This window comes from Streptomyces sp. NPDC056222, from assembly GCF_042264065.1.
GTDB lineage: Bacteria > Actinomycetota > Actinomycetes > Streptomycetales > Streptomycetaceae > Streptomyces.
This window is the reverse complement of the sequence record NZ_JBHJTL010000004.1, coordinates 113,832-132,845: the sequence shown is the minus strand read 5'-3', so window position 1 is coordinate 132,845 and position 19,014 is coordinate 113,832. Positions and strand designations below refer to the sequence as shown.

The 19,014-nt window shown below is 67.7% G+C and carries 17 protein-coding genes and 4 pseudogenes; 11 read left to right on the top strand and 10 right to left on the bottom strand.

The window, feature by feature from the left end; all coding sequences use genetic code 11:
• Positions 1–52: 52 nt before the first annotated feature.
• On the bottom strand, positions 53–901 hold the full coding sequence (locus tag ACFC0D_RS03750; protein WP_376430832.1) for an oxidoreductase: 849 nt from the start codon (positions 899–901) through the stop codon (positions 53–55).
• A gap of 67 nt (positions 902–968) precedes the next feature.
• Here ACFC0D_RS03750 and ACFC0D_RS03745 point away from each other — a divergent pair, with 67 nt between their 5' ends.
• From ACFC0D_RS03745 to ACFC0D_RS03735, 3 genes and pseudogenes are all read left to right on the top strand, one after another.
• Entirely contained in the window at positions 969–1,634 is a 666-nt protein-coding gene (locus ACFC0D_RS03745; protein WP_376430879.1) for a response regulator transcription factor, read from the top strand.
• Positions 1,635–1,755: 121 nt separating this feature from the next.
• Positions 1,756–2,603 (top strand): annotated as a pseudogene (locus ACFC0D_RS03740) (IS5 family transposase).
• 167 nt (positions 2,604–2,770) lie between these two features.
• Complete coding sequence (locus tag ACFC0D_RS03735) at positions 2,771–3,190, top strand: hypothetical protein (RefSeq protein WP_376430831.1); 420 nt, start codon at positions 2,771–2,773, stop codon at positions 3,188–3,190.
• Positions 3,191–3,615: 425 nt separating this feature from the next.
• On the opposite strand, the gene ACFC0D_RS03730 is transcribed toward ACFC0D_RS03735, so the two are convergent.
• Complete coding sequence (locus ACFC0D_RS03730) at positions 3,616–3,801, bottom strand: CsbD family protein (protein WP_376430830.1); 186 nt, start codon at positions 3,799–3,801, stop codon at positions 3,616–3,618.
• Positions 3,802–4,151: 350 nt separating this feature from the next.
• Here ACFC0D_RS03730 and ACFC0D_RS03725 point away from each other — a divergent pair, with 350 nt between their 5' ends.
• Positions 4,152–4,985 (top strand): NAD(P)H-binding protein, encoded by an 834-nt coding sequence (locus ACFC0D_RS03725; protein WP_376430878.1) that lies wholly within the window; start codon positions 4,152–4,154, stop codon positions 4,983–4,985.
• A 242-nt stretch (positions 4,986–5,227) separates the two neighbouring features.
• On the opposite strand, the gene ACFC0D_RS03720 is transcribed toward ACFC0D_RS03725, so the two are convergent.
• The 4 genes from ACFC0D_RS03720 to ACFC0D_RS03705 all read right to left on the bottom strand — a co-directional run bounded on the left by ACFC0D_RS03720 (position 5,228) and on the right by ACFC0D_RS03705 (position 8,545).
• Positions 5,228–5,995, bottom strand: coding sequence for an SDR family oxidoreductase (locus ACFC0D_RS03720; RefSeq protein ID WP_376430829.1), 768 nt, complete (start codon positions 5,993–5,995; stop codon positions 5,228–5,230).
• Positions 5,996–6,596: 601 nt separating this feature from the next.
• Positions 6,597–6,995: a VOC family protein gene (locus ACFC0D_RS03715; protein ID WP_376430828.1), complete on the bottom strand. Its 399-nt coding sequence runs from the start codon at positions 6,993–6,995 to the stop codon at positions 6,597–6,599.
• On the bottom strand, positions 6,992–7,513 hold the full coding sequence (locus ACFC0D_RS03710; protein ID WP_376430827.1) for a cupin domain-containing protein: 522 nt from the start codon (positions 7,511–7,513) through the stop codon (positions 6,992–6,994). The genes ACFC0D_RS03715 and ACFC0D_RS03710 overlap by 4 nt, the downstream gene beginning before the upstream one ends.
• A 525-nt stretch (positions 7,514–8,038) precedes the next feature.
• The gene (locus ACFC0D_RS03705) at positions 8,039–8,545 is read right to left on the bottom strand and encodes a MarR family transcriptional regulator (protein ID WP_376430826.1); all 507 of its coding nucleotides are present in this window, start codon (positions 8,543–8,545) and stop codon (positions 8,039–8,041) included.
• A gap of 106 nt (positions 8,546–8,651) precedes the next feature.
• Here ACFC0D_RS03705 and ACFC0D_RS03700 point away from each other — a divergent pair, with 106 nt between their 5' ends.
• From ACFC0D_RS03700 to ACFC0D_RS03685, 4 genes and pseudogenes are all read left to right on the top strand, one after another.
• Positions 8,652–9,008, top strand: a complete 357-nt coding sequence (locus ACFC0D_RS03700) for an HGxxPAAW family protein (protein WP_376430825.1) — start codon at positions 8,652–8,654, stop codon at positions 9,006–9,008.
• An 88-nt stretch (positions 9,009–9,096) separates the two neighbouring features.
• Positions 9,097–9,285: a hypothetical protein gene (locus tag ACFC0D_RS03695; RefSeq protein ID WP_376430824.1), complete on the top strand. Its 189-nt coding sequence runs from the start codon at positions 9,097–9,099 to the stop codon at positions 9,283–9,285.
• A gap of 201 nt (positions 9,286–9,486) precedes the next feature.
• On the top strand, positions 9,487–10,104 hold the full coding sequence (locus ACFC0D_RS03690) for a hypothetical protein (protein WP_376430823.1): 618 nt from the start codon (positions 9,487–9,489) through the stop codon (positions 10,102–10,104).
• A gap of 43 nt (positions 10,105–10,147) precedes the next feature.
• Positions 10,148–10,369: pseudogene (locus ACFC0D_RS03685) on the top strand (GNAT family N-acetyltransferase); the annotation flags it as partial.
• Positions 10,370–11,045: 676 nt separating this feature from the next.
• Here ACFC0D_RS03685 and ACFC0D_RS03680 read toward each other — a convergent pair.
• Complete coding sequence (locus tag ACFC0D_RS03680; protein ID WP_376430822.1) at positions 11,046–11,531, bottom strand: hypothetical protein; 486 nt, start codon at positions 11,529–11,531, stop codon at positions 11,046–11,048.
• A gap of 73 nt (positions 11,532–11,604) precedes the next feature.
• Positions 11,605–13,038, bottom strand: a pseudogene (locus ACFC0D_RS03675) (NF041680 family putative transposase); the annotation flags it as partial.
• 609 nt (positions 13,039–13,647) lie between these two features.
• Between ACFC0D_RS03675 and ACFC0D_RS03670 the strand changes: the two are divergent.
• Positions 13,648–14,446, top strand: a pseudogene (locus ACFC0D_RS03670) (IS5 family transposase).
• Between the two features lie 134 nt (positions 14,447–14,580).
• On the top strand, positions 14,581–15,039 hold the full coding sequence (locus ACFC0D_RS03665) for an SMI1/KNR4 family protein (protein WP_376430877.1): 459 nt from the start codon (positions 14,581–14,583) through the stop codon (positions 15,037–15,039).
• 148 nt (positions 15,040–15,187) lie between these two features.
• Here the strand turns inward: ACFC0D_RS03665 and ACFC0D_RS03660 are convergent, their stop codons facing one another.
• Both ACFC0D_RS03660 and ACFC0D_RS03655 read right to left on the bottom strand, forming a co-directional pair.
• Positions 15,188–16,024 carry a hypothetical protein gene (locus ACFC0D_RS03660; RefSeq protein WP_376430821.1) on the bottom strand — a complete coding sequence of 279 codons (837 nt, stop codon included), beginning with the start codon at positions 16,022–16,024 and terminating at the stop codon, positions 15,188–15,190.
• Positions 16,025–17,118: 1,094 nt separating this feature from the next.
• On the bottom strand, positions 17,119–17,994 hold the full coding sequence (locus tag ACFC0D_RS03655; RefSeq protein WP_376430820.1) for a sigma-70 family RNA polymerase sigma factor: 876 nt from the start codon (positions 17,992–17,994) through the stop codon (positions 17,119–17,121).
• Between the two features lie 88 nt (positions 17,995–18,082).
• Between ACFC0D_RS03655 and ACFC0D_RS03650 the strand changes: the two genes are divergently transcribed.
• Positions 18,083–18,541 carry a carboxymuconolactone decarboxylase family protein gene (locus tag ACFC0D_RS03650; RefSeq protein ID WP_376430819.1) on the top strand — a complete coding sequence of 153 codons (459 nt, stop codon included), beginning with the start codon at positions 18,083–18,085 and terminating at the stop codon, positions 18,539–18,541.
• Positions 18,542–19,014 lie beyond the last annotated feature (473 nt).

Sequence of the window (19,014 nt, the reverse complement as noted above, 5' to 3'; positions counted from 1 at the left end):
GCGGGCGGCGGCAATGGGCATGGCAGGCAAGCCGACCTCCGGAGCCGTCCAGTTAGCCTCGCAGGTCAGACAGGTCCTCGTCACTGAGACTGAGATCGCTTGCCGCGAGGTTCTCCTCCAGATGACCGAGAGTGCCGGTGCCCGGAATCGCCAGCACCGTCGGCGAGGTCGCCAGCAGCGAGGCGATCGCGACCTGCGCCGTGGTCGCGCCCAGGCGTGCCGCGACCTTGCCGAGCCGTTCGGCGTCGAGTGGGCCGCTGCCGACTCCGCCGCCGAGCGGGAAGTACGGCACATACGCGATGCCCGCTTCCTCGCTTTCCGCCAGCAGCCCCTTGTCGCCGGAGTGCCTGTTCTGCACCGCCGCGACAGGCGCGATCCCCCGGGCCTCGGCGAGCTGGGCGCGGTCGACGTTACTGACGCCCAGGTGGCGGATCAGCCCCTGCGCGCGGAGCTCGGCCAGCACCGCGAACCGTTCGGCGATCGACTCGTCACCTGGCCCGGTCATCCCGCCGACCCGCAGATAGACCAGGTCGAGCCGGTTGACGCCTAGAGAGCGCAGATCTGCCTCGACCAGGCCGCGCAGCTGATCAGCCGTCGCCTGCCCGCTCGGCACACCGTTCGGTCCGGGCAAAGGCCCCACCTTCGTCGCGATCACCAGGTCGTCACGGTAGGGGTTCAATGCCGTACGGATCAGCTCGTTGGCCCACACCGCGTCCCTGCCGTAGAAGCCGGCCGTGTCGATGTGGTTCACGCCCAGCTCCACGGCCCGGCGGAGCACCGCGATGCCCGTCTCGGGATCTCGCGCAGGACCGGCGAAGGTGCCCATCGCCAGGCGCATCGCGCCGAAGCCGAGCCGGTTGATCGTCAGCTCTCCGCCGAGGGAGAAAGTCTTGGTCGTCATGACGCTCATGGTGTCCGCCGTCACGACGCCCAGCGAGCTCGTGGCAGCTTGCTGCCAGACTGGCGGGATGCGGAACGAAGAGGTGTTTTCAGTGCGAGGAGACGCAGAGCTGACCGCGCGAGCAGGTCATCTCTTCGAGTCCGCGCGGACCGAGTTCCTGTGCGCCGCCCGGGATCTCAAGACTTGGTCGCAACCGGGAGCCAGGGCTGCGGTCCGGAATCGGATGCGCGCTGCGGATTCCGCTGACTTCACCCCTCGGAAGCTGCTCAGCCCTGTGGCACTCGCCGACGAGGAGGCCCGCGCGCATCTGCGGCTGGTGCGGAGCAAGGGCGCTCTCGTTCGGATCAGCCGTTCGCCGCTGCCGCACGAGACCATCCTCATCGACCGGCGGGTGATGATTCTTGCCGGCCAGGAGACCCCCACCGGCCGCGAGTACACCGTGACGACGTCTCAGATCCTGATCGACGGTGTTCACTCGCTGTTCCGGGCGACCTGGGACGCCGCCATCGATCTCGAAACCTATCTGCGCAGCGACGTCCCGCACCTCGATGCCGACGGCCGCATGATTCTCAAAGCCCTCGCTTCGGGCCTCACCGACGAATCGGCAGCCAAACGGCTCGGCCTCTCACTGCGTACCTACCGGCGACATGTCGCCGAGCTGATGGCCAAACTCGAGGCCAACTCCCGCTTCCAGGCCGGGCTGCGTGCAGGCGAGTTGGGGCTGCCCCACTAAAACCACGGTGATCGCGACCTTTTAGCGGTCTGCCCGCCGCCTGAGACCCCAGACCACATAGCCAACCGTCACGTCTACCCCCGAAGGACTTCCGGCGCGCCGACCACTTGGAGGTCATCTCATGTGGCCGGTCGGTAGGTTGCGGGCCGTGGTGGGGATTGTTGAGCGGCTGGTGCCGGACGAGTTGTGGGAGCTGGTCCAGCGGGTGGTGCCGGAGGCTCCTTCGCGGTCTCAGGGTGGTGGCCGGCGTCGGCAAGGCGACCGGGAGGTGCTGGCCGCGATCGTGTTCGTGGCCACGTCGGGCTGCCCGTGGCAGCAGCTGCCATTCGCGTCGTTCGGACCATCGGGAGCAACGGCCCACCGGCGTTTCGCCGAGTGGACGAAGGCCAGGGTGTGGGCCAAGCCCTACCGCCGGGTCCTCGACGAACTCGGGTCCCGAGGCGAGCTGGACTGGTCCCGCTGTGCGATCGACTCGGTGAACATGCGGGCCTTGAAAAGGGGCACCTGACAGGTCCGAATCCTGTCGACTGGGGCAAGTACGGCTCGAAGATCCCCCTGATCACTGAGCGGACAGGCTGCCCATCTCTGTCGGGCCAACTCTGTCCGGATCTCGGCGGCGAACCTGCACGACAGTCAGGCCCTGATTCCGCTGGTGAAGGGCATACCGCCGATCCGGTCCCGCCGCAGACGCAGACGGCGCAAGCCGGGCAAGCTCCACGGCAACAGGCCTACGACCACTCTCACCTGCGGAGATGGGTACGCGAACGTGGCATCACCCACCGCATCGCCCGCAAGGGTGTCGAGTCCTCGCAGCGGCTGGGCCGTCACCGCTGCACCATCGAACGCACCATGGCCTGGCTCGCCGGCTGCCGCCGTCTCCAAGGACGCTACGAACGTAAAGCCGACCACTTCCTCGCCTTCACCAGCATCGCCTGCACCCTCATCTGCTACCGCAGACTGCCGACGTAGCCACTCCTACGATGCGTCGACGTAGGCGAGGTGGATCATGCAGACCGTGCAGCGGAAGAGCATGGCGGTCGCAGACTCACCCAGGCGGGTCAGCTGATGATCGCTGTACGCGACCCGTTCCCCACCACCCGAACCTCGGAAGTGAACTGTGCGCATAGGGTGTCGGCATGTCACTGGGTCACATAGTCCTCTCGTCCGGTCGTTCGATCCGGCTCACCGAGCTGCGGATGTCTTCGACCTACGGGGGGATGCTGGAGGGATACCCGTGCAAGCGCATTAACGACCTGAAGGTCAGTTGGCTCCAGCGGCAGGCCGAACGCGCGTTTTCCTCCACACCGGTCCATCTTGTTCCGCCCTCCCGCGAGTACCCGGACGAGACCGCCGGCGCTTTCGGCCCCGTTGAGGTGCTGCCTGCAGTGGCCTGCGTCGGTGTCTTCGACTCCACGGCGCTCGACCCGGCAATGGACGGTTCCACCCTCGTCCTTGCCTGGTTCCAGGCAGCACCGGAGGTACCGGCGGGTGAGGATGCTGATCTTGCGCTTCGCAGCATTCGTTGGGAGGAGCTGGCCCAGGACTACGAGCTGTAGCGGCGAGTTGACGTGCGGAAACCGGGCCGGATCGCCGACGGAGTCGGACACAGGACGCTGGGCCGACAGGCCGTCCCGGCCACCCACAGCCATAGGGGCCGCGACTACGTACCCTCCGCCGTCGACGACCACCCCCGCCTGGCCACAGAGAGCACCACCCGGCAGAGAAACTCGCAACCGCGCGGACTTCGTCAGCCGGTACGAACGCTCAGTCGGCCGATCTGACGTGGATCCACCCGCTCGACGGCCCGTAGCCACGGCGAAGGCCTCCCTCGGCGAGACCGGCGAGACTGTCACCGTCCACGAGATGTCGAAGCCGAAGAAGAAGGCCGCGGCCAAGACAGTGACGCCGGCGAAGAGGACGGCCGTCAGGGAGACCCGGCGAAGAAGACCACGCGGAACCGGGCCTCATTGCGTCGGCTCGATCAGGAGCGGTCGCGCTTGAGTGAGTCCTTGATGCCCTCGGCGCGCTCGCGGACGCTCTTCACCGCATCGTGGATCTTGGTCTTTGCCTGGTCGGTCCTGCCCTCGGCCTCAAGTCGCTCGTTGCCGGTGATCTTTCCGGCGACCTCCTTGAGTTTGCCCTTGGCCTTGTCCATGGCGCTGCTCATGGCCGTGATCCCTTCTCTGGTGGACCGGCTGCACGTCCACGCTAGGCCCGGGTGAGCCGGCGTGCTTGTCGGCGCCTGTCGCCACCCACCACAGGGGTGTCCACCAGGGTGTCTGACCAGGCATTTCGGAGTTACGTGAAGATCGTTTCTTGAATCACCGGAGATCGTTTCCCACCTCGCTCGATCCAAGGCGGGTGAACACGTCCAGCGCATCCCGAGTGGGCCCTACCTGCAGATGGGAGTGATCAGAACGTGCCCAGCCGCTGGGATCACCAGGCGCTTAGTTGACCTGAAGCGCAGTTGAGGTTCTAGTGTCGTTACTTGATCATCTGACGACGGGAAACATGCACATGATCCTCGTTACCGGAGCAACCGGAAACATAGGCAGCGCCCTGCTGAACGAGCTGCAGGCACGTGGTGTCGGGCCGCTGAGAGGCCTTACCCGTGATGCTTCACGGGCTGTCTTCCCCGAAGGCGTCGAGGCCGTGGAGGGCGACTTCGCGGAGCCGGCCTCGTTGAAGCCCGCGTTGGAAGGGGTGCGCTCGCTGTTTCTTGTGTCGCGTCTGGGCTCGGACGCCGACATACTCGAAGCCGCCCGGCAGGCGGGTGTGGAGCACGTCGTGCTGGTGTCGTCCATCACCGTCCAGACCCACCTCCACCTCGGCCCCGCGGGCGAGAACCTGGCGGTGGAAGAACTGCTCAAGGCGAGCGGCATGGCCTGGACGATCCTGCGGCCGACGCAGTTCGCCTCGAACTCCCTGATGTGGGCGGCTGCCATTCGTGACCGTGAGACCGTCCGTGCGCCGTACGCCGCGATCGCACTGCCGACCATCCATCCTGCCGACATCGCGTCGGTGGCAAGGGTGGCACTGACCGAGCCCGGCCACCAGGGATGCACATACGCCTTGACCGGTCCCGAGCCGGTGACCGCCCGACAGCAGGTCGAGGCCATCGCGGCAGCACTGGGGCGGGAGGTTGCCTTCGCCGAGATCAGCCGCCAAGAGGCCTTCGCGCAGATGGCCGCGGTCTTCGGAGCCGAGGCCGCAGACGCAGTGCTCGACGTCACGGGCGGCGATGTGAACGATGAGCTGCTCATGGTGCGCGACACTGTCTCGCAGGTCACTGGATCGGCGGCCCGCCCCTTCCAGCAGTGGGCTTCGGAGAACGCCGACGCCTTCCGTTGAATCGCCCGGGCCGGGGCACGTCCACCGGCTCTGTCCCTGATCTCGTGATGCGGAGCGTTTCGGCTGGGCAGCGCCTCCGCGTGTGTGAGTCTGGGGTTGGTTCGGTGAGTCGTAACTGTGGTTTGTGGTCACGGAGTTGATCTCGCATCCGCCGCGGCGTTCGCCGAGGCGCCGACGCGCGGGAGCCTGTTGCGTCGGCGCTCACCCCCGTCGGCGCGACACCGTGGAGAGGGCGGGGCCGCTCAGAGCTGCGACGTGCCGTCGGCCGAGGTGGAAGGGTGCAGGGACTCGAAGTGGAAGGCGCTGATGTAGCAGTCGCGTGGCTGCTGGATCGCGAAGGTCACGCAGTCGATCACCGACTGTGCCGCGAGCGGGTCCTGGGCGCCGCGCGGGGTGGCGTCCCACTCCGGGGACAGCGGGTCGCGGCCGCTGTCGAAGTCGGGCGGGAACAGGGAGATCACGCGGACGCCCTGAGGGCGCAGACGTCGCGAGAGGGCTTCGGTGAAGCCCCTCTGGCCGTGCTTGGCCGCGTGGTAGGCCTCGTGTGCCACGGGGTGCTGAGCGCCGGGAACACCACAGGCGGAGACCATCGTGACCACGTCGGGGTGGTCGGAGGCGAGAAGCAGCGGCAGCAGGTTCTTGGTCACGAGGATGGTGCCGGTGCTGCCCGAGGCGAGTGTGTCGGCCACGTCTTCGTCGGAGACAGAAAGGAGGTCGGGGCCTTCCAACCAGCGGGCACCGTTGTTCACGAGGACGTCGATGCGATCGGTGCGGCGGCCGACCGACGCGGCGAATTCACGGATTGAGGCGGAGTCGGCGAGGTCACAGGCGAAAGCGTGCACCTGGTCGTGACCACGGTCGCGAATCTCACCGCAGGTGCGCTCGGCCGCTTCCAGGGTGCGTGCGGCGAGAAAGAGTTCGGCGCCGAGACCGGCAAAGTGGTGGGCGAGCGAGCGGCCGAAGTCGCGGCCCGCACCGGTGATGACCACGCGGCGGTCGAAGAGGTTCATATCGTCCTTCGGTCGGGTGAGCGGTTGGGTGCGGCAGCGGTGAGGAGTTATGCCTGTCCGGCGGGCAATGTGACCCGTCTTTGGTGCGGGGCGTCGGCATCAGCCTTGGGGCGTGGAGGCGTGACGTACGACGACAGGGTCCGACTGAAGGTGCATCCGACCAAGGCCGGTCAGCAGAACGGGTCTTGGGCCGATCGAAGCAAGGTGATCGACAGCTTCCCCCAACCGGAAGCCCACCGGTGAGGGACGCCGGGACCTGCCGGCGATTCGGGCTCTGGAGGAGGGGCCGGGCAGCCCCTCCAGAGCCCTCAACGGACATCTCCCGTGCTGCCGTGACCGCGACTGCCCACGTGTACGCCACCAGTCCCGAACCTCGCGTACCAGCAGGACAACTGCTGGTACGCGGCAACCGGGGCGGACGGCCCACCGGCTTCGACAAGACGAGCTGCAAATGCAGCAATGAAGTCGAGCGGACGATCGACGTACGCAGGAACCGCCGGCCGTCGCGACGAGGTATGGCAAGCGCGCCCACCTCATTCACGGCACGTCAAGCTTTGCCGCATGCGGCCCTGGCTGGGCTCCGTGACTCGCCGGACACTGCTCAGGTCCAGGTACGGGAGCACAGCACCAGACGGTAGCCGTCCGGGTCGGCGATCGTCACTCCGTGCTCGTCCCAGTACGGGTTGTGGGCCGGGACACGTGTACCACCGGCCTCCACCAAACGGTCGACCACCTCCTCGTCCGCCGGTTTGCCGAGGTAGAGCACGAACAGGTCGTCCACGGTCGGGGTGGGCTCCAACGGGTGCTCGGGGTCGTGCGTCAGCTCGAAATGCCAGCCGGCGTCGGACGGGCCGACCATCACGAGGTCGTGCTTGCCGGGGACGCGCTCGGTGGTACGCCACAGGACGTTCAGGCCCAGGCCGTCGACATAGAAGCGTTCGGCCGCAGCCAGGTCCCGCGAGGGCCGCGCCACCCTGACATGAACAGTGGAGGCGATCACGCCGACGCCTCCAGGGCGGCGCGCCAGGCCGGGCTGTCGACGTAGTGGTTGTCGAACCGCTCCGCCGACTCGGCGATCTCCTTCGGGTCGGCCTCGCCGCGCATGACCCGCCCGAGCAGCCGCAGATAGTCGAAGCGGCCCATGCCCGGCGTGAACACGAACAGAACGTCCGCCTCACAGCCGGGCGCGGCCGCGAAGGCATGCGGCGTATGGGGCGGCACAGCCAGGAAGTCGCCCGCCTCCAGGACAGTGACCTCCTCGCCCACCAGCACCTGGAGTGATCCGCTGATCACGAAGAACAGCTCCGTCGCCTTGGTGTGGAAGTGTGCGGGTGCCCCCACGGCCCCCTTGGCGAAGGTGGACCGGTAGCTGGTGAAGCCGTCGGCCGTGCTGTCCGAGTCGGCGAGCAGCGTCATCACACTGCTGGGATCGGCGCAGGTCTCGGCGTCGGCATGACGGGTCAGCACCGGCCGGAACGGCGCGGCGGACAGGGTCTCGGTGGGTATTTCCTGAGGCATGGCCCGACTTTACGATCTTGAACGCTGCCTTGACCAGGCAAATTTCGGTGTCCTCACCGGCCCAGCGGCTGGAGGCGTCTCAGATCGACGGGTCCCCTCGATACCAGCTGTCCGCTGCCCGCCCTCCCGCAACGGCTTGTCAGTCGTGTCGTCTTGTCCGGCCTTGCGGGTGCAGAGAATGGAGTGCTGGCGGACAGCTCCACCAGCGCCCGGTGGCGCGCCGCAGCCTCCGGCGTCAGGTGATGCAACCAGCCCGACGAGCCCGCTCCGGACAGCGAGGGGTGGAAGCGGATGGTCACTGCCGAACGCCAAACAGGTCTGCCCCAGGAGCGGGAGGGCCACTTCATGAGCCCGCCCGGCGACCAGCTTCTCTCCACGCGGCGCCCGGTGCAGTCCGCCTCGGCTTCGGCGCTGTCACCGGCCGGCCGTTGCCATGGAGTCGTGCGGGGGAGCTCGTCGTTGCGTTGCCTGCACCAACGCTCCACCGCGGGGGCGATGGTGGGGTCGCGTGAATCGACGGGGTGTTCAGCGGTCAGACGGAGACCATCCGGAGACGCCCTGGCGGATCTCGTCCAATGAGTCCTGGAGCAGGGCTTTGGCGCGGGTGAACCAGTCCGCCAGTACGGCGATTTCGTCCGGGCTGTAGTCGGCGAAGAGCGAGCCCAGGCGCTCGTAGAAGGGGCCGTAGGCCTCAAGGATGCGCTCCAGTGCGGACTCCTCCATGACCACCCGGACCCTACGGCGGTCCTGCGGGTCCGCCTGCCGGCGGATGTACTGGGCCTTCTCGAGGCGGTTGAGGACGCCGGTCACCGCACCGGTGGTCAGCCGCGCCCGGTCGGCGAGGTCGCCGGCCACCAGAGATTCGCCCGCCGTGGCGGCTTCGACGAGGAAGCCGAGGCAGGTCAGATCCGTGACATTGAGGCCAAGCAGCCGCGCGATGTCCTGTTGCCCGAACTGTGCGGTCGCGATCATCCGGTCCATCGCGTACAGCGCTTGCTCGGCTGTCGCCGCCGGTCGCACCTTGCCCTGCACCACATATCCCCTTAGTATCTAAGTAAATTATCTTGCGAGATAAGATGTTTCTGGCGGGTGAGCCACGGCTCGCCGCCCCAGCATCCCATTTCCTGAGGAGACGACCGTGAGTGTGCACGGAGACCACGACATGGGCCACACGGTTGCCGGCTGGACAGGCACCGGGATAGCCACTGCCGGCTGCACGGCGATGGGCGTGGCATTCGCAGCCCGCTCGACCATGGGGTTGGCGCTGGGTGGAGCTGTGGTTGCCCTCGCCGCGCTCACCACCTGGTTCCTTCACCTGGCAGGGTGGGGCAAGGCCACCGGACCGCGTCCGGTCGATCAACAGCACTGGCGCGTCCGTGACACAGCGGCACGGCGAGGCCACCCCGACTGCCTTGGTTGCCGTCTTGCAGGACGCAATCCCGCCGCGATCCCGGCCGTCGCGATCGAGCTCACACCCGCGGAACAACCGTCCTAGCCAGGTCTCATCTCTATCTAGCCAACCTCCACCGTCAGCCCCCGGCCCCAGCGTCGAGGCGAGTGTCGGCACCCCCGAGCTTCGCGGCGTGGGACGGCTCGTTGGCATCGCTCTTGAAGGCGCGTACCGCCAGGTCAAGATCGACGAGGCCACGAGCGTCCGCCTCACCGTGACAGGCGTAGCTGCGACGCCGAGGTCGGCCGACGACCCCGGGGAAATCAGCACTCACAGACGCAACATCCGGATCACCGAGGCCGTGCGCGGCACCGCCCCCTGAGCACCCACCACGGCAACGTCAGGTCGGCGCCCCGCGAAGTCTTCGCCGCCCTGGACACCGACACCAGTTACGGCCGCATCAGCAACGCCCTCAACAACGACGGCACCGCCGAACTCGACAGCGATGCCGTCGCCGGCAGGCATCCGAGGCGAGGCTCCAGCACGGCACCTTGCCGAACGGGTGATCGGTACGCTCACGGGTATGGGGCTGGACATCAATGTACTGATCGCCGACTGGGCCTGGCTGGGAAAGGTTCCGCCCAGGGAGAGGTTGTCGCGGTTGCGGGATGCCTGGTACGCCGACGAGACCGGGTTGTGGGATCACGACGCACCGGTGATCGAAGGTGGCTGGGACTGGCCGCGAGGGCCTCACAGCACCTCCTTCGCCGTCTACGAGTTCCGGGGGACCCTCGGTTCGTTCAAGGCGCACTTCTGGGCCGGGGAGCGGTGGGAGTCTGTACGCCACCATGCCGACCCGTTGGTGAGGGCCGATTTGGACTCCTTGCTGCTCGGGCTGATCTGGGGAGGGCCGGACGGCGAGGCGGAGCACATGGATCCGGGCTTCTTCGGCGACGACCCATCAGGCACCCATGGAGTGCTGCTCGCGCGGTCGCCGGACACCGTCCGGGGGCTGGCCTCGACGTCGGACCGGGTACGGCCCCGGCTCGGCGGGCTGCGTGAGGCCTACAACGAGCACGCCGCCGTTTCCCGGGGATGGGTCAGTGACTTCGACGAGTTCACCACCCTGCTGGACGACTGGGGCCGCGTCCTGTCCGAAGCCGCCCGGCGGGGCTGGGGAGTTGTGGGGCTGAGCGAATAGGGCGCAACCGTTCACCGCACGCGACGTGGATAGCTCCGGGGCGCATCAAGGGCACGCCGGGCGCGCCGTCGGGCTTGTACTCCGGGTGATGAGGGACGAACTCGGGTTGCACCGAGCAGAGGCGTCCACGAATCTGGAGAATCTGCCGTTGCAGCGGGTGCTGCGCCGCAACGGGTTCAGCCCGTACGGCGTCGCCCACTCCTCAATCGTTCTCGACGGGAGCTGGCGGGACGGGCTGTTGTGGGAGCGGGTCCGCAGCGACTGACCTTGCCGTTTCGATTGAGATGAGGCCGGAAGCGGCGAGGCATAGGAAAGTGCCTTCTGAGCTGGGACGATGAACCTTGTCGAAGAGTTCTGCCGGTTCAAGCGGAAGGCGCCTTCTGCGCTGAGCGTGCCCCCCACCGGTCAGGAACATCCCGCCACGCAGTCCCGGTACGGAACCGCCACACGATCCCGTTTGAGGACCCTGCGACCGTCCAGTCGATTCCGCCCCCGCAACGACTCGGGCAGCAGCGGCCGGCCGTGTTCGGAAAGATCATTCTTTCCGAATTGGGCATGTGGCCGCGCGTTCCGAAATAGGGGCTGCGGACGACTGCCCCGGATAGGAACCAAGGGCGGCGGCGAGGGGCGGTGCCGCGCATGGATTGTCTGTATCGCCGAGGCTGCGGCCTGCCGGACTGCCGCGTTTGGTCGTGGTCAACTCCCGCCGGCTACCAGGCCTCCTCTGCCGGCAGTGGCTCACGTCGACTGCATGCGGAACCTGCTTCATCATCCTGGGGCGGTGACAATCCAATACCTCAGGCGGGTTGCGGCCCGGGTCGGACCGATGAAGTGCCGCCGGGCGTCCTGTCGGTGCTTCCATGGGAACCCCTGGGCTTCATCCCGGGCCATCCGCATCAGGTTGCCGCCGCCCGCACCTCGTTCCGGGCCAACAGCACCGATCAGCGTGAGGCTGCTCCAACGCTGCGAGCCCAGACCCGGATGGGCACCACCTCAGGCTCGGCCGCGGTCGGCTCCGAGTGTTTCTGCCCGCTTTTCAGGCCCGACCAGTCCATGGCGCCCGGCTCGCTGTCGGCCAGAAACCCCTCGATGACCGGCCCGAGGTCGTCGGAAGGTTCGTAGGCGCCGCCGAACGGCAATGCTTCCGCGAGCACCGATCCCGTCGAGCACCGGAGCTGACCGGCCTGCTCGTCATGCCACACGTAGAACGTCGCGACCCCGGGAAAGCCTAGCTCGCGGATACGGACCTGGATGGCTGAGGCAGTCCGCTCGAAGGCGGCCACCACGGCGGAGACGTACAACGACCTCCTGTCCTCGTCCTCCGCGCTCAGCCACCAGGTGTTGGTCTCCCACTCCACCCGACGGTCAGCCGGCTCCAGCACCAGGGGCTCGTCCGCCACCTCAGAGATCCACGTCAACAGCACCACAGCAGTATCCCCGCATGGCCCGTGACCCTGGGAAACGCCATAAGAAACCACGTCTAAGCCTGTTCTTCATCCACCAAGATCTTCCAGGCTTGCCCATGACCTTGAGGGTTTCGGGGCGTTTGACGGTCTTGCCGACGTCGTAGCGGGGTGCCCGCTGTTTGTTCTTGGCGCCGGGCGCCGTCCGGCGCCGGTTCCTCGGGGTTTGGGAACACGCGTTGGGCAGGCGAGATGAGCGCGGATGTTCCTGAACCCCCGGCGGACCAGGGCCGGGGCAAGCCGGCCGGAGGTGGTGGGTTTCTCCCAGGGCCGGCGGACATCTGGTTCGAGTGGTCGGGCGAGCCGGAGCTGGGTGTGAGCGACGATCAGGATCCAGGTCCGGCGGTCCGCCGCCTCGGGAGCACGGAATTTCGGAGTGGTCCAGGGTCTGCTTCGCGAACCGGAAGGTGTGCTCCAGATCGAAGCGGCGAAGAAGTGCCTGCCAGAATCGGTCCACGTCGTCCCGGGTGGCGCCGGTCTTGGAGGACCACAACCACACCGGCCGGGGATCCCGGCCCTTCGACAGATGCTCGACCTTCAGCCGCATCAACGTCTCTTCAACCACCGGTAGTTCACCTTCATGGTCTAGCCAGGAAGACCTGTGGGTGAGCCGGGGGTGTACCCTTCCGGTCCCACGCCTGGGTCTGGGCCCTGCCGTAGTTGGTGGATCAGTGGCGGTGGGGATCGCGGGCTCGGGTCAGGTTTCCGGCTTGGTGAAGCGGAATTCCGGGCCGTGCTTGGGCGGCCGGCCGTTGCCGCCGTGCATTCTGGGTGGTTTCGGCAGACGCATGATCCGGTCGGAGCGGACCCGGCCGACGAGCTCGACGGGGAGGTCGCGCAGGATTCAGGCCACGCGGGTAACGTCGTAGCCCGCGTCGCTGACGATCACGATGGCCGGGTCCCCGGTTCTCCCACTGGCCCGCGGTGATGAGCCGCTCGACCACACTCCTTAGCTGATCGGCGGTGACCGCTGACGCGTCATCCGCCGGCCCGAGCCGGACCGCGTCCAGGACCGCGGTCCAGGACGTGGCGCCCGGCTCCAGAATGGCGACGAAAGAGCAGGGCCGGCCCGGAATGAACTGTGACGCTGTCTTCGCTCGGCCGTAGACGTGGCAGAACAGTCGTTCGGCCGAGCGCGGTGCGTCCGAACGAAACCGCGGCGACACATCGACCGACAGGACCAGGCGCCCGCCATCGAAGCGCGGAAGTGACAGCCCGGCCAGCACCGTCCGCAGCCGATCGACGTCGATCCGGCCGTGGTTCAGGCCGCCGTACATCGCTACGCCCCACGGCGGTGCTCGGGCGACAGCGTCAGATCGACCACAGACTTCACCGCACCCGCACACAGCACCGCGTCCACCAACTCGAACAACTCGTCGCGCCGAGCGGTCAGACACTCGTAGGACTCGCCCCGGAAGCGTGATGCCTCCTCGAACGCTTCCCTCCGCGCTACATCAGGCAGCAGACTCACCGTCGCGGCCTTCGTCGTGGTCACCTGCACCTTGGTCGGAGCATGATCAGACGAAGGCCGCCCCCAGGTCCGGCGAATCCCCTTGCGAGCGGATCCGTCCGAGATGCCATTCGAGGACGTGGCACCATGTACCGCATGACGACGAACCGAAAGGTCCATGCCGCGTAGACGGCCAGGACAGATCCGTGCCGGCGCCCCCGGCAGCCACCAGACAACGGGTGCAAGGCCGGTCATCGATGGACTGTCTTCGCGTGCACTGTCCGAGATCATCCATCTCGAGCGCACCCGCAACTATCTGCAGCCAGGCGACGTCAGCGCAGCGGTGGGCCTGTGGAAGGACTACGTCCACCAGCCCGAGCGCGCTCTGTGGCACGACTACGAGTGGGGCAACGTGCACTGGTACTGCTGCGGCAACCCTCTCGAAGCCCGGGCCCTCCTCGACACCGTGATGCAGGCCATATCGCCACGAAGCGCCCGCGAACTTCGACAGATTGTCTGCCGCTCAGACGCCGAATGGAACCTTCCGTCCCCGCCATACGACACGGACGGATTGAGATGGGCAGGCAGTGACGGCCGTGCCCGGGACGGGGGTTGAGCCTTCGACCCCATGTGGGGACGTCACCGTGGATCGTGTCGGATGAGCCGTGGGACCGCTTGGAGCCGGTGCTGCCGCAGCGCGAGCGACGCTTTCGACATCCCGGCCGCAAGCCGCTGCCGGACCGGGAGGTGCTCTGCGGGATCCCGTAGGTGCTGCACACCGGAGTCCAGTGGGAACATCTGCCTCAGGAGCTCGACTTCGGCTCCGGCATGACGTGCTGGCGTAGGTTGCGGGACTGGAACGAGGCCGGCGTCTGGCACCGCTTGCATGAGGTCCTGCTGGCCGAGCTCAACGCGGCCTCCCGGGTGGACTGGTCCCGCTGCGTGGTCGACTCCTCACACGTCAGGGCGCTAGAAGGGGGAGCCAGACGGGCCCGTCGCCGGTCGACCGTGGGCGGGCCGGCTCGAAGCACCACCTCATCACCGACGGACACGGCACTCCGCTTGCGGTCCTGTTGACTGGCGACAACCGTAACGACGTCACCCAGCTCCTGCCCTTACTCGACGCGGTCCCGCCTGTCCGGGGCCGCGCCGCAAGCCCGACTCGCTGTGCGCAGACCGCGGCTATGACCATGACGTCTACCGTGATCAGGTCCGAGCCCGTGGCATCGTTCCGGCGATCGCCCGGCGAGGGACACGGCACGGCACTGGGCTGGGCACTTACCGCTGGGTGGTTGAGAGGGCGTTTTCCTGGTTGCACGGCTTCCGGCGCCTGCGCATCCGTTGGGAACGCAGGGCCGACATGCACGAAGCCTTCCTCAAACTCGCCTGCTGCCTCATCACCCACCGACAGCTCAGGGCACTGCGCTGACCTTCAACGCAGGGTTGCCGGGCGCGTATAGATGTCCGCAGCTCGTGCCATGATCCGGCATCATGAGTGACCGTTCGCTTTCGCCCGCCTGGCTGACCTCGTGGACCAGCAGGGTCTCGAAGACCCTGAAGGCAATGACAGACGAGTTCGAGCGCCGGCACGGCTTTCCCTCAGGAGCCAATGAGGTCCGGGTGGCCGATCACGCCGACCAGGTCGCGGCTCGCACGCTTGCTCAGGTCAGCATCATGCCTGCCGATCTGGGCACCTTCTACGACAGCATCGGCGACGTCACCTGGGAGGACGTTGGCAACGGCTACTTCGTCGACCCGGCAGCCGATGTCCTGCTCCGGTTCCAGCAGTACGGAGCTGTCGGTGTCGGCGCGGATCAGAAGGACGGTGGCCTGGTCATCGGCTCGAACGGTGGCGGCCTGTCCTATGTTGCTAGCCCTGGCGGAGTGATCTACCGGACGCGAACTGCGTCGCTGGACGAACCCGAGCTCGACCAGGTGGCTGATGACCTACGACAGTTTCTCGAGCTGCTGGAGCAGTCCTTGACACGGTTCGTCGCCGATGGCGAGCCGGGATGCCTATAACTGGTGGCCAAGCAGTTCATCGTGTTAGCCACTTTAAGGGCCGTTCCGCAGCTGCTGGTTACGAAACTGGGAATTCAGCCTCCCGAGCGGTTCGGCACAGGACGCTGTGCTCATCGTGGACGGCACCCTGGTGCTGTCACTCGACGCATCAGCGTTGAACACCCGCGATGTCGAGTAGCGGGTGCATGAGTTCGGTGGGCAGCGCGGGGTTGGCAGCTGCTGTGTACGGCATGTGGTTGCTGCCGAGGAGTTCGACGAGCCGTGCGTGCGGAAGGCGTGGGTCGGCGGCCGCTCGGCCGCGGACGGTGTCGTCCGGGTCGTGGGAGAGTCGTTCGACGAGTTCCGGTGTGCCCTCCGGGTCGGCGAGCGCGGCGAGTCGTAGTCGGTAGTTCGGGTCGTCCGCGTACCGGGCCAGGCCGGGCCGGGCGAAGTTCCGGCGGCGGGCCAGCATCCCCCAGCTCAGCCCCTTCCAGTCGGCGAACATCTCCACAAGCAGCTCGTGCGGGGCGTGGTCGTTCTCGCAGAGCATCAGCCTGACGAAGTAGTCCTCGTCCGCTGCCAACTTCTCGATCACATCCGCGGGAAGCTCGGGCGCGCACGTGACGCCCCGGCGCAGCAGGACGTGACTGGAGGCCGCGATCTCCCGCAGCGCGCCCGGGTCACCGAAGCGTTCCTCCACCCAGCCCGGCACCCCAAAGCGGCCTTCGTGCACGGTGTAGTCGATCGCTGCCCGCTGCTCCTCGGTGATGTCGCCGCGCATGGACAGGGCAAGACGGACGGCGGGCTCGGGGTCGGCGGCCAGCGTGAGGGCGAGCGCCGTGGACACGTGCGGGTTGCAGACGGCTCCGCGGCGCAGCGAACTGTCGTCGTGGGTGGCGAGATGGGCAGCCAGGGCGGCGTCGACGGGTGCCTTGTACGCGGCGTCGCTGCGGCGGCGTTCGTCCGCTTCTGCGAGGAAGTAGGCGAGCGTCGTCGGCAGGGGCATTTCGATGTGGGCGGCGCGTTCGGCCGCCTTGCGTACCCCGGGGGTGGGGGTCCGCCTCGGCCGCGGCTCGGACCTCGGGGCGCAGCCTGGGCCAGCTCCAGGAACCGAGGGCGCCCGCTCGGACGTGAGGGTCGGGGTCCTCGGCCAGTGCGAGCCGCGTCTCGTCCGGTAGGCCGGGCAGCCCGATGGAGGCGAACCGCAGCCGGGCCTCCGGTCCGGTGGCGAGTCGTACGGTCAGCTCCGTCGGGAGCGTGACGTTGTACTCGCCCGCCATCATGACGGCGATCCACCGCACTTTCGGGTCAGAGTCCTCGGCGAGTACGGCGAGCGCGTCCGCCGGCAGGGAGCCGTTTCCCGCGAGGTCCCTGCGGACCTGAGGGTCGCGGTGAGTGATCGCGGCCTTCACGGCTGCGGGGGGAAGGTGGCCGTGACGGAGCCACAGGAGGACGCCGTCGGGCAGGGGGTCGAGCGTGAACACGCGGCGGAGGATCTCCTCCGGCGCCGACCGGTTCGTTGCCACCCCCGAGATCCACGCCGCGTGCAGCGAGGTGTCGGCTTCAAGCAGCCGCAGGGCTTGGTTGCGAGCCGCGGCCGACACTTCTGACACGCCAAAGGCGACCTGGGTCAGCTGATCATCTTTGTCTGCCATGGAACGATCCTCTCAAGTCCCACGCGGGCCGGGTCGTCCGTGGACCGTGCTTCAGCCTGCGGCAGCAGGTTTGGCGGGGTTCCGGCCAGGCGGAGTCCATCGTCTTGAGCACGGTCCACCGCGTCACGTCGTGCGTACACTCCCGCTCCCGTTCCCGCATCGACATGCCGCCGCCGTCAGGGTTCATCGGATGTCTGTGGTGCCTGGTGGCAAGGATCCTGTGAGCCAGGGGTGGGAAGCGGCGGGCTCAACGACGGAGGGATGTCGACCACCCGGCACCGGGTCGGGCGGTCGTCTCACTTCAGGGCACCCTGGCGATCGGTGCGGGGGCACTCACGGCGATCCCAAGCCAGCACTCTCCGCCCATCAGGTGGATACGTTCACCGTCTCTGCGGGGTCCGGCGTGGGCCACATCGAGGGCGAGCGGCCTGTCGCCGGTAGGAAGTCACACCGGATCCGGCAGGTTCATGAGCGCGAGTTCGGCCGGATCGATCACCGCGGTGATCTCGGTGATCCGGCCGTCGGTGACGATGAAGGCGAGGACGGAGAGCGGGGTGCCGTCCTCGCTCCAGGCGATGACACCGGGGCAGCCGTTGACGGTCGCCGCATGCGCTCGAGCTGTGCCGCCGGCCACCCGCGCGCGGGTGGCGACTTCGGTGGCTCCGAGCGTGACGAACCGGCCGTTCGGAGCGTGGACGGTGAACTTCACTTCGGGGTCCAGGAGTTGCAGCAGCTGCTCGAACTGACCGTTGCGGGCCGCGGCCAGGAACGCCTGGACCACCTCGCGTTGCGGGCGTCCGGCGCTCGCCGGCTGCGGGGCGGCCTGTACTTTCCTGCGGGCGCGGCTGGTGAGCATTTTGGTCGCGTCGGCGGACTTGCCGAGAATCGTTCCTATCTCCCCGTGGGGTACGGAGAACACGTCGTGCAGCACGAACGCCAGCCGTTCGTCCGGGCGCAGCGAGTCGAGGACCGTGAGGAGCGCGAGGCCGACGGAGTCCCCGAGCGCCACGAGGTCTTCGGGAGCAGCAGCGTCGTCCAGCGTCACGGTGAATTCGGGCAGCTGGTCGTCGAGGGCGACTTGCGGGCGTGTCCGGCCCGACCGCAGGACATCGAGGCTGATGCGGCCGACCACAGTGGTCAGCCAGCCGCCGAGGTTGTCGATGGTGCCGGTGTCCTGTCGGGACAGACGCAGCCATGCCTCCTGGACCACGTCTTCCGAATCGGCGTGTGAGCCGAGCACGCGGTAGGCGACGGCTCGGAGCCGGTCGCGGTGGGCCTCGAAGGCCTCGGAGACCGTATCCGTGGGGTGGGCGTCGGGCATGTTGTTACCTTCCTCGAAACTGCTCCGTCATAGGGGTGACGGGCACGAGCCCCGGAACGTAACCCCGATCAAGGAGAGCACCTCTCACATGGAGAACCGGCTCAAGAACAAGAACACGACCAACCCCGACGTCTGGACCGCGGTCGGGCACCTGCAGAAGGCGATCGCCGCGGGTGGCGTCGACCCGAAGCTGCTCGCACTGGTCCACCTGCGAGTCAGCCAGATCAACAGCTGCTCGGCGTGCGTGTACGCCAGTGTCGCCGGGGGGAAGAAGGCCGGTGACACCGACGAGCGGCTGCACAACGTGGCGACGTGGCGTGAGGCGCCGTTCTACACCGACGCGGAGCGCGCGGCACTGGCCCTGGCCGAGGCCGCCACCCGGCTGCAGGATGGTGCGGAGGGGGTTACCGACGCGATCTGGGAAGAGGTCAACGCCCACTTCATCGAGGAGGAGATCGGCGCGATCAACCTGGAGATCGCGCTGACCAATTTCTTCAACCGGATCAACCGCACCATCAAGGAACCGGCCGGCCAGACCTGGGGCTGAGCCCGCCGGGCTCCTACCCACCGACCGCGCAGCGGTGACTGAGCCCGTCGGGAGGGTCGTGCCGCTGGTGGATCAGGTCCCAGTTGATCGTCTTGGTGGACCGCACGGGGGTTGGGTGGGGGAACCGGCCGTCCTGCCTGAAGGCCCGGCGGCGCCGAGGGGCAGGGCGGCGCAGAGGGGCCCGGCGGCCGGGCCACCGGGCGGCCCGGCCGTGATCCGTCATCGGCCGGGGACTCCGCCGACCTTTCGCGCCGCCAAGCTCTTCGCCGACGCGGTCATCCCGAAGGACCTGTTCCGCGGGGAGTGGTAGGGCCAGCCATCCGAGTCGAAGCCTTCAAGCCCTACCTGGATGCCCGCTGGAACCAGGGTGCACGAACGCCCGGTCCGAGCGGGAAGAGATCGTGCCACTCGGCTGTCACGGCAGCTGCCCCGGGTTCGTGCGTATCTCCGGGAGTAGCGGCTCGAGCCAGGAC